The following is an 18,943-nucleotide window of genomic DNA, read 5'->3' on the forward strand; positions in this document are numbered from 1 at the left end:
CTTTCGTATGCGATCACATCTCGTTGTTCCCCTGGTGACGCTGGCTTTCCTCACAGCAGGGTGCACCTCCCATGTTGCTGATACCAAACAATATTCAGGCTTTCTCGGTGATTACAGCCAGTTAAAAATGGCGGAATCGGCGAGTGGCAAGCCGACGATGCGCTGGATATCGCCCGATTATCATGCGGCGAAGTATCCCAACGTCATTTATACCCCAATAGTTTATTACCCGGCGGCGCATCCGACGCAGCGTATCAGCCAGCAGACGCTGGACGCGATACGACAATATGCCGACCAAAAACTGAAAGACGGCATCACGGTGCATAAAAATCTCGTGACCCAGAAGGGACCCAATACGATGGTGGTGAGAGCGGCAATCACCGCCGTGGGTAGCGAAAATGAGGGGGTGCAATTCTATGAAGTGGTACCCGTTGCAGCGGTCATCGCCGGAACCATGGCCGCGACCGGTCATCGTACCCAGAACAGTACGCTGTACCTCGAAGTTGAAGCCAGCGATGCGCAAACCGGCAAACCGTTGATTAAAGTGGTGCGTAAGGCCTTCGGTAAGACGCTCCCTAACAATAGCTCGCCCATCACTCTGAATGATCTGCGTCCAGGCATTGATGAAATGGTCCGTGATGCAGTTTCTTTCAGCGCGCCCTGAAATGTCCATGCCCGGGCCACCGGGCTTAATGTTTTGTAAATCCTGCACATCCTTTTTTACCGGCTGACTACCCTTAACGTCAGACGGTTAAAAAGGAGACACCCATGCGATTGATGCGTGCAGCGTTGCTGTTTGGCAGCGTGTTGAGTGGTTCCCTGCCAGCGCTGGCAGCGGATGTTCAGGTTCAGGTTTTACAGGACCATCTGGATCACCCCTGGTCGGTGGCATTTCTGCCCGACAATCACACCTTGCTTATCACTGAACGTTCGGGTCAGTTACGCAGTTGGCAGCCTGACAAAGGCTTATCCGCGCCAATTAGCGGCGTGCCAAAAGTGTGGGTGCAACGGCAGGGTGGGTTGCTGGATGTGGTGCTGGCACCGGATTTCGCACAAAGCCGCCGTGTATGGCTCAGCTATACCACGGCTGACGCGGCGGGGCGTGCGGGTGGCGTAGTCGGCTATGGTCGCCTGAGTGATGACAATCGTCAGTTGAACGACTTCCGGGTGGTGCTGGAGCAAACGCCAAAACTCTCCAGCGGGGCCAATTTGGGCACACGGCTGGCGTTCGACCAGGCAGGATTTTTATGGATTGCCTTCGGTGACAATTTTGCCAGCAGCAGCGCACAGGATCTGGACAAGCTCTCCGGCAAGATCGTGCGCCTGACGGCTGACGGTAAGATCCCGGCAGACAACCCCTTTGTGCATCATCAGGGGGCGCGTGGTGAAATCTGGTCATATGGCATGCGTAATCCACAGGGCCTGGCGTTGAATCCGTGGACGCAGCAGATGTGGGAAAGTGAGCACGGACCTCGCGGAGGCGATGAAGTCAATATCCCGGAAAAAGGCAAAAATTATGGCTGGCCGTTGGCGACCTGGGGCATTGATTACAGCGGGCAGAAAGTGCCGGAATCCAGGGGCGGCGAAGTTGCGGGCACGGAGCAGCCGGTATTTTACTGGAAGGTTTCCCCGGCCATCAGCGGGATGGCGTTTTATAACAGCGCGCGTTTCCCGCAGTGGAAAAACTCGTTGTTTATCGGCGCGCTGAAGGAAAAAAGTCTGATTCGCCTGATGGTCAATGGCGAGAAGGTGGTAGAGGAGCAGCGCCTGTTGACGGAACGGGGAGAACGTATTCGCGATGTTCGTCAGGGGCCGGACGGTTTCCTGTATGTGCTGACCGACGAGCGTAACGGTAAATTATTGAAAGTGGGGCTGGCCGCGAACGCCAGTGCCCCACGCGGGTAGTTAGCGTACCCAGTTACACACTTCCCAGCCACGCTGCTGCGCTTCCTGATGCAGCAGCTGATCCGGGTTAATGACCCAGGCATGATCGGCGTGGGCCAACAACGGCAGGTCGTTCATCGAGTCACTGTAGGCCCAGGTGCGCTCAAAACGTCTCTCCTGTTGCAACGCTTTCCAGTCGCTCAATCGCGCCACTTTGCCCTCTTTGTAGGTCATGGTGCCGTAGGTCAGGCCGCTGTAGCGGTCATCGACAATCTCCACACCAATGGCCAGCGCACCATGCACGCCAAGGCGCTCGGCAATCGGTACAGCCAGGTGTTCACCGCTGGCGGTGATAATCATTACGGTGTCGCCACGTTGTTGATGCCAGTTGATGCGTTCGCGTGCGGCGGGAAAGACACGCGGCAGGATATCGCGGTGGATAAAACGCCGCACCCAGCCAGATACCGTCATGGTTGCCATTCCGGCCAGCGGGGCGAGGGTGGTGTTCATATATTCTTCAATTGAGAGCGTTCCGGCGTGATATTGGGTCATTAGCGACTGTTCGGCGCTAATCAGTTCGGCGGGGGCAAAACCCTGTGAAACCAACCAGCGTAGCCACAGGCTGGTGCTGTCTTCACAAATCAGGGTTTCGTCGAGATCGAACACGGCTAAGTCCATCATGATTCTCCTCAGGCTGACTGAAATCAGGTTAGCGGAAATTTGTGACTGGCTTAACTGATCTGCGAAAAATCGGAATTTCTCGCAATTTTTCACAGATGGCGACAGAACAAAGGTGGCAGCGCAACGGTGATGGTGCCAGGGTTACTGTAATAATTTCTATAAAACTTTACCGACAGACGGTTTTTTTCCGCAGCGCAAACCGGTAGTTTTTTAGGCAACGTGCGTCTTGCAGGAATGAGCCACGATTTAACAAGGACAATTATCTGGTCATACACATGAAAAAATTACTTAATGCTTCTACCTGGCGGCCTTTTGCTGCCTCCTCCCTTCTGTTCGTGCTTCTTCCGGTTTCCGCCCTGGCTGAAGAGGCCCCTGCCGCGCCACAAATTGAAGCCAAAGCCTGGATTTTGATGGATTACAACAGCGGTAAGGTGCTTACCGAGTCTAACGCCGATCAGCGTCTGGACCCCGCCAGCCTGACCAAAATGATGACCAGTTATGTGGTCGGTCAGGCGCTGAAGTCAGGCAAAATTCATGAAGACGACATGGTGACAATCGGTCAGGATGCCTGGGCTACGGGTAACCCGAAGCTGAAAGGATCGTCGCTGATGTTCCTTAAACCCGGTGACCGCATCCCGGTTTCTGAGCTGAACAAGGGGATTGTCATCCAGTCTGGTAACGATGCCTGTATCGCGATGGCCGACTACGTCGCGGGGAGCCAGGATTCGTTTATTGGCCTGATGAACAACTACGCGAAATCCTTCGGCCTGCAAAACACCCATTTTATGACGGTGCACGGCCTCGATGCGGATGGGCAGTACAGCACTGCGCGCGATATGGCGATTATCGGTCAGCGGTTGATCCGTGATGTACCGGAAGAGTATGCGCTGAATAAAGAGAAAGAGTTTACCTTTAACAACATTAAGCAGATGAACCGTAACCGTCTGCTGTGGAGCAGCAACCTCAAGGTTGACGGTATCAAAACCGGCCATACTTCGGGCGCGGGCAACAATCTGGTTTCATCGGCGACTGACGGTGACATGCGTCTGATTTCCGTGGTGCTGGGTGCTGAAACCGATGCCGTTCGCTTCCGTGAGAGCGAAAAACTTCTCACCTGGGGTTTCCGTTTTTATGACACCGTGACCCCGATTAAAGCGGATAAACCTTTTGCTCAACAGCGTGTCTGGTTTGGTGATCGCCAAGAGGTCAACCTGGGTGTGGAGAAAGATGCCTCTATCACCGTGCCAAAAGGGCAGATGAATAACCTCAAAGCCAGTTACACCCTGACGTCACCGCAGCTGGAAGCGCCGCTGAAGAAAAATCAGGTGGTGGGTACCATCGATTTTCAGCTGGATGGCAAAACGGTTGATCAACGTCCGTTGGTGGTGATGGAAGATGTGCAGGAAGGGGGCTTTATCGGCCGTATCTGGGATTTCATTGTGATGAAATTCGATAGCCTGTTTGGTAAGTGGTTTAACTAACCGTCATCCGTAATGGCGCGACAAATCGCGCCGTTACGGAATCCTTTTACCCGCGAACCCATCCCTTACGAATCGGCAGTGCGAACAGCGCGCGGTAGATCTGATGTGTCAGCGCTAACATGCGTGAACCGTAGAGTTGCCATGCGAGATTTGAGGCCAGGCAGCCGAGCATTCCCACCAGAAATCCTCCCAGCATATCCAACGGCCAGTGCACGCCAAGATAAACGCGTGACCACGCGATGGCGATGCCGGTGAGCAACAAAATCACACCCGACCATAAACGGTGCCAGCAAATGAACGCCAGCGCGAAAGTGAAAATGGTGGTGCCATGATCGCTGGGGTAGGAGTCATCGGCGGCATGCGACAGGAACTGATGGCCCAGTCCGATCACAAACGGGCGCGGATGCGGCAACAACTGACTGATGCACCAGGAGATACTCAGGGCATAAATCAGCGCCATACCGGTTTTTAATACCAGGGTGCGCTGTGAGGCCACCTGTTCACGCGGTCCCCATAGCCACAGCATCACGATCAGCAGCGGGACAATGGCGATCAAGTCGCGTGCGATAAAAGTGGCCAGGCTCAGTAACCATTCCGGTGAATTCGGCGTGGCGTTAATCCATAAAAACAGCGTGCGGTTGATCTCTTCCATTACGCTCTTCTGTTCCTCGTCTTGTTTACCCAAAAAGAAACGCCAGCAAAAATCAGCATCTGGGTCAGCCATACCCACCATCCCGCCCACAGATTGTGGGAGAAGAAGTGCGCGCCACGCATTACCTGGCCGTATCCCATCAATAATCCGAGGGCAATACCGGCCAGCAACGCCAGCAGGGCACGGCGTGGCTTCTCTGGCCACCACAGGAAAAATAACCCCATTACCGCAAACCCGCTCGACGCATGACCACCCGGGAAGCATTGACCGGGACCGCTGTTCTCAGGCACTGCGCTCAGCAGGGTAAAGTTCGCGGCTTTACCACCGAACATCGCCAGATCCCAGGGACAGGAGTGCGCGCTGTGTGCCTTCAGAATGCCGATCACCAAGGGTCCCAAGCCCAGCAGCAACGCGACCAGAACCCGCCTGCCATCACGTATCTGAATGCCACGCAACAGCATCACGACACCGCCAATGATGATTGCATCCTTCAGCAAGCGATGGTTGATCAGATCCAGCCAGCGGTTGTGTTGCCACGGGAAACGCTGGGTTAGCGGATCAAACCAAAACTGACTGATGGCGATATCAAGGCTTTCATGGCGTGACCACAGCAGGAAAACCGATGCTAAAAATGCCAGCAAAATAAAGTTGATAGCGTAAAAGCGACGTGACAGCGGGTAAATAGCCGGGTTCTGAATCCTGATACGGGTTGTTGAATTGTTTAGTTTTGATGACAGCGACATGAATGTTTGCGGATAGTGAAACCAGGTGCACAGGGTCGCAATTCGCGCTTAAGAGAACCTTAAGCCACTTACGACGGGCATAAAAAAACCCGTCAGTCAGTGACTGGCGGGCTCCTCAACTTGGGGATTTCAAAGAAAAGCAGTGGCATTAATTCAGACTGCACCCCGGAAAAAAAGTTCTGGACTCAGTCGAAAAATTTTTATAAGGGCAAAATTGGCCAAATAATGACGATTAGCGTACCGGCCAGCGTCAGCAGCACGTTGGCAATCGCATAGGTTCCGGCATAGCCCAGCGCCGGAATATTGCTGCGTGCGGTGTCGCTGATAATCTCCATTGCCGGGGCGCAGGTGCGTGCCCCCATAATCGCCCCGAACAGCAGTGCGCGGTTCATTCGCAGTACATAAGCACCAAACAGGTAACAAATCACCACCGGCACCAGACTGACCAGCAGGCCACTCAGTAACATCAGCGCACCTTCACTGCCCAGCCCGTGTTGCAGGCCGCTGCCTGCGCTAAGGCCAACGCCCGCCATAAACACCATCAGGCCGAACTCTTTTACCATCGTCAACGCGCCCTGAGGGATGTAACCAAAGGTCGGATGGTTGGCACGCAGAAAGCCCAACATGATTCCGGAAAACAGGAGCCCGGCCGCGTTACCGATACCAAAACTGAAATTGCTGAACTGGAAAGTGATCATGCCGATCATCAAACCAATAATAAAGAAGGCGCAAAATGCCAGCAGATCGGTCATCTGACTATGGATGGCGATAAAGCCGATGCGATCGGCAAGACTTTTCACGCGCTTAGCCTCACCGCTGACCTGCAACACATCACCTTTGTTCAGCATGATGCTGTCATCGATCGGCATTTCAATCTGGCTGCGGATAACGCGGTTGAGGAAACAGCCATGATCGGTCAGCTTCAGATGATTGAGACGTTTATTCACCGCATTATGGTTCTTCACCACAATCTCTTCGGTCACGATGCGCATATCCAGCAGGTCACGGTCGAACACTTCTTTGCCGTTACGGAAGCTGGGATCGAGACGGGCATGGGCATCGGGATAACCCACCAGCGAAATCTCATCGCCAAGTTGCAACTGAGCATCCCCATCCGGGCTGGCAAGGATACCGTTGCGGCGCAGACGCTCGATATAACAGCCGGTCTGACGATGAATGCCCAGTTCACGCAGATTTTTGCCGCCACTCCATGCCACCAACTCTGGCCCAACGCGGTAGGCGCGGATCACCGGAAGGAAAACTTTACGCTGACTGTCAGCATCCAGACCGCGCTCACGGGCAATTTGCTGGGCGCAGGTCGGCAGGTCCTGATGTTGCAGACGTGGCAGGTAGCGTGCGCCGAAGATCAGGCTGACCAGACCGACCAGGTAGGTAATGGCATAGCCGAGGCTGAGATGATCCTGCATCAGGTTCAGTTGCTGATTGTCACTGATACTATGCCGGAGCGTGTCCCCGGCACCCACCAGCACCGGTGTGGAGGTCATGGCGCCTGCCAGCATGCCAGCGGTCAGGCCAATATCCCAGCCGAACACTTTACCCAACAGCAGCGCCAGCAGCAGGGCGCTGCCCACCATCACGATGGCGAGAATAAAATAGTTTTTACCGTCACGGAAAAAGATCGAAAAAAAGTTGGGTCCCGCTTCGACGCCGACACAAAAAATAAACAGCATAAATCCGAGGCTCAATGCAGCGGTATTTATGGCGAAATGTTGTTCACCTAAAATAAGCGATACTACTAATACGCCAATAGAATTTCCGAGCTGGACAGAGCCAAGGCGTAATTTACCCAGACAGAGGCCGAGGGCTAAAACCACAAATAATAACAGGACGTCATTTCCGCTTAACAAATCTGCGACGTTAATATTCACGCTTTAACTTCTTATTTACCTGTAACATGTTGATGAAAAGGTCGTTTTTCGCTATCTTGTGGCGACCGCAGGTGCCCGTTTTGCCGGGAGGGCAGGGACCGAATTTTGAAGCGGCGTCATTCTAATCATAATTAACACCCTCAGCTATCGGCAGTTTTCATTCCTTCCGCATTCAGCTGTTTCTTTTTATTTCCACTCGTGTGCCAGGGCAGTTAAAAGTTTCAATATTGTTAACACTGAAGTTGAGGTTGGTTATGTTGCAGCGTAATAATCGCTGGCCTGCATCGGTGCTGGGCGTAACGCTATATACGCTGGTGTTTATTTTTGCCCATCATTTTTGGGTCTCACCGGGTGAAAGGTCGATAGGTGGTCAGCCAGAGTTGCTGCTGTTTCTGCTGCCGGGCATTGTGGTGGCGCTGATGCAGCCGGAAAGTCCGTTAAAAAGTACGCTGTGGGTGGCACTGGCGGGGACGGTGCTGGGTACGCTGTGGGTGTTGCTGGTGCTGAATCTGAGCCATAGCGGTTGGATGGTCATCTGGGGATTGAGTGCGCTGTTTTGGGCGGGCTGTGGCGCGCTATTGGTACGTTTGCTGCGCATCATGCTGGCGATGCGTTCATGAGGCAGGTGTAGCGGCGCGATTTATCGCGCGGTTTTCTGCTGGCAAAACCCGCGCGATAAATCGCACCGCTACGATCTGTTATACCGCGAAATCCAGATTCTCTTTCGTCCATGCGGCGAAATCGGTATAGCCACCGATATGCTGCTGGTCGAGGAAAATCTGCGGCACCGTAGTGACCGGTTTACCCGCACGGGCTTCCAGATCGGCTTTGGTGATGCCTTCTACCTGAATGTCGACGTACTGATAATTAAAATCGTCACGTTCGGTGGTCAGTTTGGCGGCCAGTTCCTGGGCGCGTACGCAGTAAGGACAGCCGGGACGACCAAAAATCACTGCAAACATTGCTTCTCTCCTTCCGCTGCTGTTTTGTGATGAAAGTCACATCACAGCGTGAATAATGGCAGACATGATGCCCGTCCATCCCGCTTAAAGAAAGAAGAAAATGCCTGTTACTCTGATGCCCGCCATCTATGCAATTGCGTAAGGGTCCGCTATAACAGACGGCTTAACGGATTGAACTGTGGGAGAGTCATCTCATGAGCAACCTGGCCCGATTACCAAAGCCGGTGCTGTTACTGGAAGCCATCGGCGTGATCGCCGTGATTGGCGCACTGGCGTTAATTAATGACTGGATCGCGGCGCCTGCCGCTATCAGTGAAAAGACGCTGGCGACGGTGTTGTTCATTGTCGGCATCGTGCTGATGCTGCCTGCCGCCTGGTTGATGATGTGGCGTACCGCCAAAGCGATGGCCCCCCAGTTGTTCAATCAACATGACAAAAAGAAGTAACCGGAGAGGATTATGACGCCGACCATTGATTTACTGTGCAGCCACCGTTCCATTCGTGCTTTTACCGATCAGGATATTGATCAGGCGCAGCGCGACGCCATTATTGCAGCGGCACAAGCGGCTTCAACCTCCAGTTTTTTGCAGTGTTCCTCGATTATTCGTATCACCGATCGGCAGAAGCGTGAGCAACTGGTGACACTGACTGGCGGGCAGCCGTGGGTGAGTGCCGCTGCGGAGTTTTGGGTGTTCTGCGCCGATTTTAATCGTCATCTGCAAATTTGCCCCGAAGCGCAACTGGGGCGCGCCGAGCAGTTATTGCTGGGTTGCGTGGATACCGCGCTGATGGCGCAGAATGCGATGATAGCAGCGGAATCGCTCGGTCTGGGTGGTGTGTTTATCGGCGGTATCCGCAACAACATCGCGGATGTCACCACGCTGCTCGGCCTGCCCAAGTTTGTGCTGCCATTATTTGGTTTCTGCATCGGCCATCCTGCCGCGGTCCCGGATATCAAACCCCGTATCCCGCAGGCGATGCTGGTGCATGAAAACACCTATCAACCTTTCGATGCGGCGGTGCTGGCGGAATACGACAGCCGTACCAGCATCTATTATCAACAGCGTGACAGCAATCAACGCGCGGAAACCTGGAGCGAGCTGATTCAACGCCTGATCATAAAAGAAACGCGTCCGTTTATGCTGGATTACCTGCACCAGCAGGGCTGGGCAACCCGTTAAGCACAAGGAATTCTGCGATGAAAATGGCCATTCTCTCCCGTGATGGACAGCTCTATTCGTGTAAGCGTCTGCGTGAAGCAGCGGAAGCGCGTGGTCATCAGGTGCAAATTATCGATCCGCTTTCCTGTTATATGAATATCAACCCGGCGTCGCCTGCGGTGCATTATCGCGGTGAACCGCTCGGGCATTTTGATGCGGTGATCCCGCGCATCGGATCCGCCATTACCTTTTACGGCACGGCGGTGCTGCGCCAGTTTGAGTTGTGCGGCAGCTATCCATTGAATGAGTCGGTGGCGATTACCCGGGCGCGTGACAAACTGCGCTCGCTGCAACTGCTGGCGCGCGAAGGGATCGATATGCCGGTCACTGGCTTTGCTTCGTCACCGGATGATACCGATGATCTGATCACCATGGTGGGCGGCGCGCCTTTGGTGGTGAAGCTGGTGGAAGGGACGCAGGGCATTGGCGTGGTGCTGGCGGAAACCCGTCAGGCGGCGGAGAGCGTGATCGATGCGTTTCGTGGTCTTAACGCGCATATTCTGGTGCAGGAGTTCATCAAAGAAGCGCAGGGGCGGGATATTCGCTGCCTGGTGATTGGCGATGAGGTGGTCGCGGCGATTGAACGCGCCGCCAAAGAGGGCGATTTTCGTTCCAATCTGCATCGCGGCGGCAAGGCTTACCCGGTGCGCATCACCGATCAGGAACGTGAGATTGCGGTCAAAGCGGCCAGTACCCTGGGACTGGAAGTGGCCGGTGTTGACATTTTACGTGCCAACCGAGGGCCACTGGTGATGGAGGTGAATGCGTCTCCTGGTCTTGAGGGCATTGAATGCACCACCGGGATGAACATCGCTGCCATGATGATAGACTGGATTGAACAGCACGCGCTGCCCGGTTTCCGTCTTAAAACTGGTGGCTGAGACGCGCTTTTCAGCGTTTTTCGTGGCATCGATTTCATTTTTTCCGTAAGCTAAGGCGCTTATTTCTTCACCCCACGGGACATGACGATGGATTCACTGGTCGTTCCTGACATCGACGTGCTGCGTCGCTGGCTGGATCAACAAAATATCACCTGGTTCGAATGCGATGCCTGCCAGGCTTTGCATCTGCCGCATATGCAGAATTTTGACGGGGTGTTTGATGCAAAAATCGACCTTGTGGATGGTGTAATCCTGTTCTCAGCGCTGGCTGAAGTCAAACCGACGGCGTTGATTCCGCTGGTGGGCGATCTGTCGCAAATCAATGCCAGCTCCCTGACGGTGAAAGCCTTTATCGACATTCAGGATGATAACTTGCCGAAGCTGATTGTCTGCCAGTCGCTCAGTACCACCGCCGGATTAACCTTTGGTCAGTTCTCGCACTTTATGAAGCAAAGCGAGGAGCAGGTTTCTATGGTGATTATGGAAGCCTTCGCCAATAATTTGCTGATGATGGGCGAGGAAGAGGAGCGACAACCCAGCTCACTCGGCCGTGCGATGCTGCACTGATTTTCCTGTCTGATTAACTGCCGCTTTTTGCGGCAGTTTTCATTTTATCCCCACCACTTTTTATTCTGCATTTTGCCCTAAATCGCCAGATATTTGTCGTGCTTTATGCCGCGCATGCCGAACCCCATAGCAGAAACATGCATAACTTATCGCAAAAAGGCGTTTTTTACGCTGGGATCTGGTACAGGTGAGGCGGGGCGGCTATTCTTGCGGGGCTGCTTGAGACGTGCAACCTCAGCGCAGGTATAGGTTTTTACTATTAAACTCCCGCTGAATATTGATTCATTGTGTGCCTGTAAATAAACAGAAAACGCAACGTCCGGATCGCGTGTATGCAGCGTTGTGATGACCCGCTCAGGAGGAAGGAAAACATGTTCAACCAACGTAAAAAATGGTTGTCAGGTGTGGTTGCTGGTGTACTGATGACAGCGTCAGCTGGTTCACTGGCCGCAGATAAAACGCTGCACGTTTATAACTGGTCTGATTATATTTCGGCGGACACGGTTCCGAATTTCGAAAAAGAGACGGGCATTAAAGTCGTCTATGACGTGTTTGATTCCAACGAAGTACTGGAAGGCAAACTGATGGCCGGTAGCACCGGTTACGACGTGGTCGTGCCGTCGTCGAGCTTCCTCGCGCGCCAGCTGCAATCTGGTGTGTTCCAGGAGCTGGATAAGAGCAAACTGCCGAACTACAAAAATCTCGACCCGGACCTGATGGCGAAAGTGGCTCAGCACGATCCAGGCAACAAATACGCGATTCCTTACCTGTGGGGCACCACCGGTATCGGCTATAACGTCGATAAAGTGAAAGCTATTCTGGGTAAAGACGCGCCGGTTGATAGCTGGGATCTGGTGTTGAAACCGGAAAACCTGGAAAAACTGAAAAGCTGTGGTGTTTCCTTCCTCGATGCGCCGGAAGAGATTTTTGCCACGGTGCTGAACTACCTCGGTAAAGATCCGAACAGCTCTGACCCGAAAGATTACTCCGGTGCAGCGACCGATCTGCTGCTGAAACTGCGTCCGAGCATTCGTTATTTCCACTCGTCGCAGTACATCAACGACCTGGCGAACGGCAACATTTGTGTGGCGATCGGTTGGTCGGGTGACATCCTGCAAGCGAAGGACCGTGCTGCTCAGGCGAAAAATGGCGTGAACCTGGCCTACAGCGTTCCGAAGCAGGGCGCACTGGCGTTCTTCGACATGATGGCGATTCCGAAAGATGCCAAGAATCTCGACGAAGCCTACCAGTGGCTGAACTACATCATGGATCCGAAAGTGATCGCCGACATCTCTAACAAGATGAACTATGCCAACGGCAACAAGGCGTCACTGCCGCTGATCAATGCCGATGTACGTAACAACCCAGGCATCTTCCCGCCAGCCGAGATTATGTCCAAGCTGTTCGTGTTGAAAGTCCAGGATCCGAAACTGGATCGTGTACGTACCCGTGCATGGACTAAAGTTAAAAGTGGTAAGTAATTCGTTCTGAACGGATTCACTTGTATTAGGACGACAACAGAGGCGCGGTGATGGCCTCTGTTGTGCCATTTTTAGCGGCTGATGTTAACAGTCGCTAAGCGTTGGAGATAAGTTAGTGAGCGACGCGATTCCCCGCCCCCATAACAAAACCGCAAAGGCATTAACGCCGCTGCTGGAAATCCGCAACCTGACCAAATCCTTTGACGGCCAGCACGCCGTGGATGATGTCAGCCTGACCATTTACAAAGGTGAGATTTTTGCTCTGCTCGGTCCTTCGGGCTGCGGCAAATCGACCCTGCTGCGTATGCTGGCAGGATTCGAGGTGCCGAGTAGCGGTCAGATTGTGCTGGATGGGCAGGATCTCTCACATGTGCCGCCGTATCAGCGGCCGATCAACATGATGTTCCAGTCCTATGCGTTGTTCCCGCACATGACGGTGGAGCAAAATATCGCGTTTGGCCTCAAGCAGGACAAACTGCCGAAAGGCGAAATCGCCAGCCGCGTTGAAGAAATGCTGGCGCTGGTGCACATGCAGGAGTACGCCAAACGTAAACCGCATCAACTTTCTGGCGGTCAACGTCAGCGTGTGGCGCTGGCACGTAGTCTGGCTAAGCGTCCGAAGCTGCTGCTGCTGGATGAACCGATGGGGGCGCTGGATAAAAAGCTGCGCGACCGTATGCAACTGGAAGTGGTGGATATTCTGGAGCGCGTCGGCGTGACCTGCGTCATGGTGACCCACGACCAGGAAGAAGCGATGACCATGGCGGGACGTATCGCCATTATGAACCGCGGTAAATTCGCCCAGATCGGTGAACCAGAAGAGATTTACGAACACCCAACCAACCGCTTCAGCGCCGAATTTATCGGCTCGGTAAATGTGTTTGAAGGATTGCTGCGTGAGCGCCGTGAAGATGGTCTGGTGCTGGAAAGCCCGGGTCTGGTGCATCCGCTGAAAGTGGAGACGGATGTCTCCATCGTCGATAACGTTCCGGTGCATGTGGCGCTGCGCCCGGAAAAAGTGATGCTGTGCGACGAAGTGCCTGCCGATGGTTGTAACTTCGCGGTGGGGGAAGTGGTACACATCGCCTATCTTGGCGATTTGTCGATCTACCATGTGCGTTTGCAGAGCGGTCAGATGATTAGCGCCCAGTTGCAGAACGCCCATCGTTACCGCAAAGGCGCGCCCACCTGGGGCGATGAAGTGCGCCTGTGCTGGGATGCAGACAGCTGTGTGGTTTTGACGGTTTAAGGAGGCGGAATGAGCCAGATTTCTCAACCCGGTGCCACGCAGGCTGAACAGCCGGGCACCCCGCTACAGCGCTGGGCCACGCGCATCAAAATGCAACATGGCCGTAAGCTGGTGATCGCACTGCCGTACCTGTGGCTGGTGCTGTTTTTCCTGCTGCCGTTCCTGATCGTGCTGAAAATCAGTTTTGCCGATATCGCGCGCGCGATCCCGCCTTATACCGATTTGGTCACCTGGGCTGATGATCAGCTCAATCTGGTGCTTAATCTCGGTAACTATCTGCAACTGACGGATGATCCGTTATACGCCGATGCCTATCTGCAATCGCTGAAAGTGGCGGCTATCTCCACCATTATCTGCCTGGTGATTGGTTATCCACTGGCGTGGGCGGTGGCGCACAGTAAGCCTTCCATGCGTACCATCCTGCTGTTGCTGGTGATCCTGCCGTCATGGACGTCGTTCCTGGTACGTGTGTATGCCTGGATGGGGCTGCTGAACAATAACGGTATCCTCAACCGTTTCCTGATGTGGCTGGGCGTTATCGATCATCCGCTGGTGATCCTCTACACCAACACCGCAGTGTATATCGGTATTGTCTACTGCTATCTGCCGTTTATGGTGCTGCCCATTTATACCGCGCTGACGCGTATTGATTATTCGCTGGTGGAAGCCTCACTGGATCTGGGTGCGCGTCCGTTGAAGACCTTTTTCAGTGTCATTGTGCCGCTGACCAAAGGCGGGATTATCGCCGGTTCGATGCTGGTGTTTATCCCGGCGGTGGGTGAGTACGTCATCCCTGAATTGTTGGGCGGCCCGGACAGCATCATGATTGGACGTATCCTGTGGCAGGAGTTCTTCAACAACCGTGACTGGCCGGTGGCGTCAGCGCTGGCGGTGATCATTCTGTTGATTCTGATCCTGCCGATTGTCTGGTTCCACAAACATCAAAACCGTGAAATGGGAGAGAAGGGATGAATCAGTTACCGGCTATCCGCTCCCCCTGGCGTACCGCGATTCTGGTGCTCGGCTTTCTGTTCCTGTATGCACCGATGCTGCTGCTGGTGGCCTATTCGTTTAACAGTTCACAACTGGTAACGGTGTGGGAGAGCTTCTCTTTCCACTGGTACCATGTGCTGTTCCAGGACGATGCGATGATCGATGCGGTGCTGCTCAGCCTGAGCATCGCCGCGATGTCTGCCAGTATGGCGGTGGTGTTGGGCACTATCGCAGCGGTGATTATCGTGCGTTTTGGCCGTTTTAAAGGGCACAACGGCTTTGCGTTTATGCTTACCGCGCCGCTGGTGATGCCGGACGTGATCACCGGGTTGTCGCTGTTGCTGCTGTTTGTGGCGATGGGCAATACCCTTGGCTGGCCGAGCGATCGTGGCATGCTGACTATCTGGTTGGCACACGTCACCTTCTGTACCGCTTATGTGGCGGTGGTAATCAACTCGCGCCTGCGTGAGTTGGACCGTTCGATTGAAGAAGCGGCAATGGATCTCGGCGCAACGCCCCTTAAGGTGTTCTTCGTGATTACCGTACCCATGATCGCCCCGGCCATCATTACGGGCTGGCTGCTGGCGTTTACCCTGTCGCTCGATGACCTGGTGATTGCCAGTTTTGTGACCGGTCCGGGTGCGACCACCTTGCCGATGGCGATCTTTGCCACCGTGCGTCGTGGCGTGAACCCGGAGATCAACGCCCTGGCATCGCTGATTCTGTTTGTCGTCGGTCTGGTCGGTTTTATCGCCTGGCGCTTTATGGCACACGAAGAAAAGCAACGTTTGCGCGATATTCAGAAAGCAAGACGTGGCTGAAATCCGTAACATTTGCCACTATAGGAGAGGCTGGAGCTGACGTAATGCTGCTCAGGTAGGATTCATCTCATAGCGGCGCGATTTATCGCGCGGGGTTTTACACCTGCGACAGCGCGATAAATCGCGCCGCTACTGATGCGTGCAAACCTGATCAGCATGATGGCGCAGCCAGCCTTTTGTTATGGAGCCTGGTCGATGTCGGAAACCCTGAAAAAAGTGCCTTTGTTCACGCCTGCGCCGGTGTTGGTTGCCGGTATCGCCATTATTGCGACACGCTGCATCAGCGTGGTGATGCTGGCGAATGAACTGGGTTACGAAGAGTTAGTCAATTTTGTCCACCGTAGCGCTCAGGCCTGGGATTCCACCGTCATTTTCATTGCCAGCCAGCTGATCTTTTTGTTTGAGCTGCGCTGTGCTTTCACCCTGATGCACGGCAGTAACCGAGGGCGCTGGGGTTATGTGGCGACCCAGATTATCGTGCTGGGATATATGCTGATGGCGTCGATGGGCTGGATTTATCCGGAGATCTTCAGTATTGATGGCGAAACTAACGCGCAGATCATTCACCATACCCTGTCGCAGAAACTGCCGGATGTGATGGTTCTGCTGCTGTTGTTTGTCCCGGCCAGCAGCCGCGCTTTTTTCCGGCGTCGGTGATACAATCGCCCCCCGTTTTTTCTCCCGATTCAGAATACAGGCCCCACCATGCATTGCGCGCTTTATGATGCCGACCGCTGCCGTTCCTGCCAGTGGCTGGAAAAACCTTACCCGCAGCAGATTTCTGAGAAACAGTCGCTGCTGGAGCAACTGCTGGCGCAGCAGGCGGTAGGGGAGTGGCGCGCGCCGGTCACTTCGGTTGAACAGGGGTTTCGTAATAAAGCCAAGATGGTGGTGAGCGGCAGTGTCGAGCGTCCGGTGTTTGGCATGATGTCGCGTGATGGCGAGCCGGTTGATCTGTGTGCCTGCCCACTCTATCCCGCCAGTTTTGCTCCGGTGTTTGCCGTACTCAAACCCTTTATCGCCCGCGCCGGTTTAACACCGTATAACGTGGCGCGCAAACGTGGTGAGTTAAAGTTCCTGTTGCTGACGGAGAGCACCCAGGGCGGCATGATGCTGCGTTTCGTGCTGCGTTCTACCAGCAAACTGGAACAGTTACGCGCCGCGCTGCCGTGGCTGCAACAGCAACTGCCACAGCTGACGGTGATCTCTGCCAATATTCAGCCGGTGCATATGGCGATCCTCGAAGGCGAGGAAGAGATTGCGCTGACGCCTGATCAGGCGCTGGCTGAGACGTTTAATCACGTACCGCTGTATATTCGCCCACAAAGTTTCTTCCAGACCAACCCACGGGTGGCAGCCAGTTTGTATGCTACCGCACGCGACTGGGTGGCGCAGTTGGCGGTGAGCAGCATGTGGGATCTGTTTTGTGGCGTAGGCGGTTTTGGTCTGCACTGTGCCAGCGCAGAGATGCAGTTAACCGGGATTGAGATCAACGCGGAAGCTATCGCCTGTGCTCGGCAGTCAGCTCAGCAACTGGGACTGGAGAAGGTCAGTTTTGCCGCGCTGGATTCCACCCAGTTCGCCACCTCGCGGGATCAGGTACCGGAGTTGGTGCTGGTCAATCCGCCACGCCGTGGCATTGGGGCTGAGTTATGCGCCTACCTTAGCCAGATGGCACCGGAATACATTCTCTATTCCAGCTGCAATCCGCATAGCATGGCGCAGGATATCGCGCGTCTGAGTGCCTATAGCGTCAGCCGCGTGCAGCTGTTCGATATGTTTCCCCACACCGCCCATTTCGAAGTGCTGACGTTACTGACTAAACGCTGAAGGGGTGGGGCGACGCCGTGCTCATCCTGAACCGAGGACAGTGCAGAACCTGTCAGGCATCACACCGCGCCGACCCCATAGCTATTATTCGGGGAACCACTTCTGATTGAGTTGCTGATACGTACCGTTGGCTTTGATTGCCGCCAGCGCGCCATTCAGCTGATCGCGTAGTTCGGTATTACCTTTACGTACCGCAATGCCCAGCCCGGTGCCAAAATAACTGGCATCCGTCACATGCGCGCCAACCGGGGCCAGATCAGCATTGGTTTTCAGCCACTGATTTACCACGGCGGTATCACCGAATACGCCATCCAGACGGCCATTTTTCAGGTCGAGAATGGCGTTCTGGTAACTGTCATACGCCACCGCGACCACTTCCGGATGCTGCTCCAGCAGGTACTTCTGATGGGTGGTGCCGTTTTCCATACCAATCCGTTTGCCCTTCAACTGGGCGAAATCACTGAACTGGCCTTTACGCGCAATGACGACAGCCGAGTTGGCATAATAGGGTTGGGTGAAATCCACCTGTTTGCTGCGATCGGCGGTGATATCCATACCGGAGATGATGGCGTCATAGCGGCGGAATTTCAGAGAGGGGATCAGGCTGTCAAATGCGTTGTTGGTGAAGGTACATTCGGCCTTCATTTGTTGGCATAACGCTTTTGCCAGATCGATATCAAAGCCAACGATTTGATTTTCACGGTCCAGAGATTCAAATGGAGGATAAGTCGCGGAAGAGGCGAAGCGGATTTTCTCCGCCGCAAAGGCATTCATTGCCAGAGTTGCCAGTGCAGCAGCAACGATCCATTTTTTCATTTTTGAGGCTCCTGTAGATCATTTACGCCCGGAGGCGAACGCGTTACAAGATGCCATTGAATGCATTATTATGCAAGAATGTTGTATAAATAATGAAAAAAGGCGGGAAAACCCGCCTGGATATTAATTTCTACGCTCAAATGCCAGCGCGCGTCGTTCAATCAGGCGCATCATCAATGTCAGCAAACCATTGACGCACAGATACACCAAACCGGCGGCGGCGAACACCGTGACATCATAGGTGCGGCCATACAGCAATTGACCGTGACCCATTACCTCCATCAGCGTGATGGTATAGGCCAGAGAGGTACTTTTGAACACCAGCACCACTTCATTGGAGTAAGACGACAGCGCACGTTTAAACGCATACGGCAGCAGAATTCGCAGCGTGTCTTTACGATTCATCCCGAGGGCAGCACAGGATTGCCACTGACCGGAAGGAATGGCACGTACCGCGCCGTAAAACAATTGCGTAGTGTAGGCTGCGCTGTTGAGCGACAGCGCCAGCAGGGCGCACAGCCACGGCTGCGACAGCAAATGCCACAGCCAGGGAATGTTCTGGATGCTGGGGAACTGGCCGGGGCCGTAGTAAATCAGGAAGATCTGCACCAGCAGCGGCGTACCGGTGAACACCGTGATGTAGCCTTTGACGAGGGAATTCACCACCGGCACTTTCAGCGCCAGCACTACGGTGAACAGCAGCGACAACACCAACGCGGCGATCAGTGAAGCGACGGTCAACGTCAGGCTGGTATGCAGACCTTTCAGCAGTTCGGGTAAATATTGCAGCATA

General features: G+C 54.2%; 21 protein-coding genes. 14 read left to right on the top strand and 7 right to left on the bottom strand.

What is annotated here, in order from left to right; all coding sequences use genetic code 11:
- Window positions 1-7: 7 nt before the first annotated feature.
- Together CTZ24_RS06550 and CTZ24_RS06555 are read left to right on the top strand one after the other, a co-directional pair.
- Window positions 8-664 (top strand): DUF3313 domain-containing protein, encoded by a 657-nt coding sequence (locus CTZ24_RS06550; RefSeq protein WP_208725107.1) that lies wholly within the window; start codon window positions 8-10, stop codon window positions 662-664.
- Window positions 665-768: 104 nt separating this feature from the next.
- Entirely contained in the window at window positions 769-1,905 is a 1,137-nt protein-coding gene (locus CTZ24_RS06555; protein WP_208725108.1) for a PQQ-dependent sugar dehydrogenase, read from the top strand.
- On the opposite strand, the gene CTZ24_RS06560 is transcribed toward CTZ24_RS06555, so the two are convergent.
- Complete coding sequence (locus CTZ24_RS06560) at window positions 1,906-2,562, bottom strand: HAD family hydrolase (RefSeq protein ID WP_208725504.1); 657 nt, start codon at window positions 2,560-2,562, stop codon at window positions 1,906-1,908.
- A 278-nt stretch (window positions 2,563-2,840) separates the two neighbouring features.
- On the opposite strand from CTZ24_RS06560, the gene CTZ24_RS06565 reads away from it, so the two are divergent.
- Complete coding sequence (locus CTZ24_RS06565) at window positions 2,841-4,046, top strand: serine hydrolase (RefSeq protein ID WP_021182559.1); 1,206 nt, start codon at window positions 2,841-2,843, stop codon at window positions 4,044-4,046.
- 46 nt (window positions 4,047-4,092) lie between these two features.
- On the opposite strand, the gene ybjG is transcribed toward CTZ24_RS06565, so the two are convergent.
- The 3 genes from ybjG to CTZ24_RS06580 all read right to left on the bottom strand — a co-directional run bounded on the left by ybjG (window position 4,093) and on the right by CTZ24_RS06580 (window position 7,330).
- Window positions 4,093-4,698, bottom strand: coding sequence for an undecaprenyl-diphosphate phosphatase (gene ybjG / locus CTZ24_RS06570; RefSeq protein WP_021182560.1), 606 nt, complete (start codon window positions 4,696-4,698; stop codon window positions 4,093-4,095).
- Window positions 4,698-5,441, bottom strand: coding sequence for a phosphatase PAP2 family protein (locus CTZ24_RS06575; protein WP_244634024.1), 744 nt, complete (start codon window positions 5,439-5,441; stop codon window positions 4,698-4,700). The genes ybjG and CTZ24_RS06575 overlap by 1 nt, the downstream gene beginning before the upstream one ends.
- A 200-nt stretch (window positions 5,442-5,641) precedes the next feature.
- Window positions 5,642-7,330 carry an aspartate:alanine antiporter gene (locus CTZ24_RS06580; protein ID WP_036624566.1) on the bottom strand — a complete coding sequence of 563 codons (1,689 nt, stop codon included), beginning with the start codon at window positions 7,328-7,330 and terminating at the stop codon, window positions 5,642-5,644.
- A gap of 254 nt (window positions 7,331-7,584) precedes the next feature.
- Between CTZ24_RS06580 and ybjM the strand changes: the two genes are divergently transcribed.
- Window positions 7,585-7,950, top strand: coding sequence for an inner membrane protein YbjM (ybjM, locus tag CTZ24_RS06585; RefSeq protein WP_021182563.1), 366 nt, complete (start codon window positions 7,585-7,587; stop codon window positions 7,948-7,950).
- A 78-nt stretch (window positions 7,951-8,028) separates the two neighbouring features.
- Here ybjM and CTZ24_RS06590 read toward each other — a convergent pair whose 3' ends face one another.
- On the bottom strand, window positions 8,029-8,292 hold the full coding sequence (locus tag CTZ24_RS06590) for a GrxA family glutaredoxin (protein ID WP_013508468.1): 264 nt from the start codon (window positions 8,290-8,292) through the stop codon (window positions 8,029-8,031).
- A 194-nt stretch (window positions 8,293-8,486) separates the two neighbouring features.
- Between CTZ24_RS06590 and CTZ24_RS06595 the strand changes: the two genes are divergently transcribed.
- The 10 genes from CTZ24_RS06595 to rlmC all read left to right on the top strand — a co-directional run bounded on the left by CTZ24_RS06595 (window position 8,487) and on the right by rlmC (window position 17,334).
- Window positions 8,487-8,738, top strand: coding sequence for a DUF1418 family protein (locus CTZ24_RS06595; RefSeq protein ID WP_021182566.1), 252 nt, complete (start codon window positions 8,487-8,489; stop codon window positions 8,736-8,738).
- A gap of 12 nt (window positions 8,739-8,750) precedes the next feature.
- Window positions 8,751-9,473, top strand: coding sequence for an oxygen-insensitive NADPH nitroreductase (nfsA, locus tag CTZ24_RS06600; protein ID WP_021182567.1), 723 nt, complete (start codon window positions 8,751-8,753; stop codon window positions 9,471-9,473).
- A gap of 17 nt (window positions 9,474-9,490) precedes the next feature.
- Window positions 9,491-10,393, top strand: a complete 903-nt coding sequence (gene rimK / locus CTZ24_RS06605; RefSeq protein ID WP_021182568.1) for a 30S ribosomal protein S6--L-glutamate ligase — start codon at window positions 9,491-9,493, stop codon at window positions 10,391-10,393.
- A gap of 87 nt (window positions 10,394-10,480) precedes the next feature.
- Entirely contained in the window at window positions 10,481-10,960 is a 480-nt protein-coding gene (locus CTZ24_RS06610; protein ID WP_013508474.1) for a YbjN domain-containing protein, read from the top strand.
- 371 nt (window positions 10,961-11,331) lie between these two features.
- Window positions 11,332-12,441 (top strand): spermidine/putrescine ABC transporter substrate-binding protein PotF, encoded by a 1,110-nt coding sequence (potF, locus tag CTZ24_RS06615; RefSeq protein WP_021182569.1) that lies wholly within the window; start codon window positions 11,332-11,334, stop codon window positions 12,439-12,441.
- Window positions 12,442-12,556: 115 nt separating this feature from the next.
- Window positions 12,557-13,690 (top strand): putrescine ABC transporter ATP-binding subunit PotG, encoded by a 1,134-nt coding sequence (gene potG / locus CTZ24_RS06620; protein ID WP_021182570.1) that lies wholly within the window; start codon window positions 12,557-12,559, stop codon window positions 13,688-13,690.
- Window positions 13,691-13,699: 9 nt separating this feature from the next.
- Window positions 13,700-14,662, top strand: a complete 963-nt coding sequence (potH, locus tag CTZ24_RS06625; protein WP_021182571.1) for a putrescine ABC transporter permease PotH — start codon at window positions 13,700-13,702, stop codon at window positions 14,660-14,662.
- Window positions 14,659-15,504: a putrescine ABC transporter permease PotI gene (potI, locus tag CTZ24_RS06630; RefSeq protein ID WP_021182572.1), complete on the top strand. Its 846-nt coding sequence runs from the start codon at window positions 14,659-14,661 to the stop codon at window positions 15,502-15,504. The genes potH and potI overlap by 4 nt, the downstream gene beginning before the upstream one ends.
- 195 nt (window positions 15,505-15,699) lie before the next feature.
- Window positions 15,700-16,161 (top strand): YbjO family protein, encoded by a 462-nt coding sequence (locus tag CTZ24_RS06635; RefSeq protein ID WP_208725506.1) that lies wholly within the window; start codon window positions 15,700-15,702, stop codon window positions 16,159-16,161.
- Window positions 16,162-16,209: 48 nt separating this feature from the next.
- Window positions 16,210-17,334 carry a 23S rRNA (uracil(747)-C(5))-methyltransferase RlmC gene (gene rlmC, locus CTZ24_RS06640; RefSeq protein ID WP_208725109.1) on the top strand — a complete coding sequence of 375 codons (1,125 nt, stop codon included), beginning with the start codon at window positions 16,210-16,212 and terminating at the stop codon, window positions 17,332-17,334.
- Between the two features lie 84 nt (window positions 17,335-17,418).
- Here the strand turns inward: rlmC and artJ are convergent, their stop codons facing one another.
- Window positions 17,419-18,150 carry an arginine ABC transporter substrate-binding protein gene (gene artJ / locus CTZ24_RS06645; protein ID WP_208725110.1) on the bottom strand — a complete coding sequence of 244 codons (732 nt, stop codon included), beginning with the start codon at window positions 18,148-18,150 and terminating at the stop codon, window positions 17,419-17,421.
- A gap of 123 nt (window positions 18,151-18,273) precedes the next feature.
- The gene (gene artM / locus CTZ24_RS06650) at window positions 18,274-18,942 is read right to left on the bottom strand and encodes an arginine ABC transporter permease ArtM (RefSeq protein ID WP_208725111.1); all 669 of its coding nucleotides are present in this window, start codon (window positions 18,940-18,942) and stop codon (window positions 18,274-18,276) included.
- Between the last annotated feature and the right edge of the window lies 1 nt (window position 18,943).

The sequence above is a fragment of the Pantoea phytobeneficialis genome (genome assembly GCF_009728735.1).
Taxonomy (GTDB): domain Bacteria; phylum Pseudomonadota; class Gammaproteobacteria; order Enterobacterales; family Enterobacteriaceae; genus Pantoea; species Pantoea phytobeneficialis.

Excerpts from the sequence above, each read along its gene's own strand:
- potH (WP_021182571.1), top strand. The coding sequence starts at position 13,700 with ATGAGCCAGATTTCTCAACCCGGTGCCACGCAGGCTGAACAGCCGGGC.
- CTZ24_RS06590 (WP_013508468.1), bottom strand. The coding sequence starts at position 8,292 with ATGTTTGCAGTGATTTTTGGTCGTCCCGGCTGTCCTTACTGCGTACGC.
- CTZ24_RS06610 (WP_013508474.1), top strand. The coding sequence starts at position 10,481 with ATGGATTCACTGGTCGTTCCTGACATCGACGTGCTGCGTCGCTGGCTG.
- potF (WP_021182569.1), top strand. The coding sequence starts at position 11,332 with ATGTTCAACCAACGTAAAAAATGGTTGTCAGGTGTGGTTGCTGGTGTA.
- rlmC (WP_208725109.1), top strand. The coding sequence starts at position 16,210 with ATGCATTGCGCGCTTTATGATGCCGACCGCTGCCGTTCCTGCCAGTGG.
- nfsA (WP_021182567.1), top strand. The coding sequence starts at position 8,751 with ATGACGCCGACCATTGATTTACTGTGCAGCCACCGTTCCATTCGTGCT.
- CTZ24_RS06565 (WP_021182559.1), top strand. The coding sequence starts at position 2,841 with ATGAAAAAATTACTTAATGCTTCTACCTGGCGGCCTTTTGCTGCCTCC.
- artM (WP_208725111.1), bottom strand. The coding sequence starts at position 18,942 with ATGCTGCAATATTTACCCGAACTGCTGAAAGGTCTGCATACCAGCCTG.
- potI (WP_021182572.1), top strand. The coding sequence starts at position 14,659 with ATGAATCAGTTACCGGCTATCCGCTCCCCCTGGCGTACCGCGATTCTG.
- ybjG (WP_021182560.1), bottom strand. The coding sequence starts at position 4,698 with ATGGAAGAGATCAACCGCACGCTGTTTTTATGGATTAACGCCACGCCG.
- CTZ24_RS06635 (WP_208725506.1), top strand. The coding sequence starts at position 15,700 with ATGTCGGAAACCCTGAAAAAAGTGCCTTTGTTCACGCCTGCGCCGGTG.
- CTZ24_RS06550 (WP_208725107.1), top strand. The coding sequence starts at position 8 with ATGCGATCACATCTCGTTGTTCCCCTGGTGACGCTGGCTTTCCTCACA.
- artJ (WP_208725110.1), bottom strand. The coding sequence starts at position 18,150 with ATGAAAAAATGGATCGTTGCTGCTGCACTGGCAACTCTGGCAATGAAT.
- ybjM (WP_021182563.1), top strand. The coding sequence starts at position 7,585 with ATGTTGCAGCGTAATAATCGCTGGCCTGCATCGGTGCTGGGCGTAACG.
- CTZ24_RS06560 (WP_208725504.1), bottom strand. The coding sequence starts at position 2,562 with ATGGACTTAGCCGTGTTCGATCTCGACGAAACCCTGATTTGTGAAGAC.
- CTZ24_RS06575 (WP_244634024.1), bottom strand. The coding sequence starts at position 5,441 with ATGTCGCTGTCATCAAAACTAAACAATTCAACAACCCGTATCAGGATT.
- CTZ24_RS06555 (WP_208725108.1), top strand. The coding sequence starts at position 769 with ATGCGATTGATGCGTGCAGCGTTGCTGTTTGGCAGCGTGTTGAGTGGT.
- CTZ24_RS06595 (WP_021182566.1), top strand. The coding sequence starts at position 8,487 with ATGAGCAACCTGGCCCGATTACCAAAGCCGGTGCTGTTACTGGAAGCC.
- rimK (WP_021182568.1), top strand. The coding sequence starts at position 9,491 with ATGAAAATGGCCATTCTCTCCCGTGATGGACAGCTCTATTCGTGTAAG.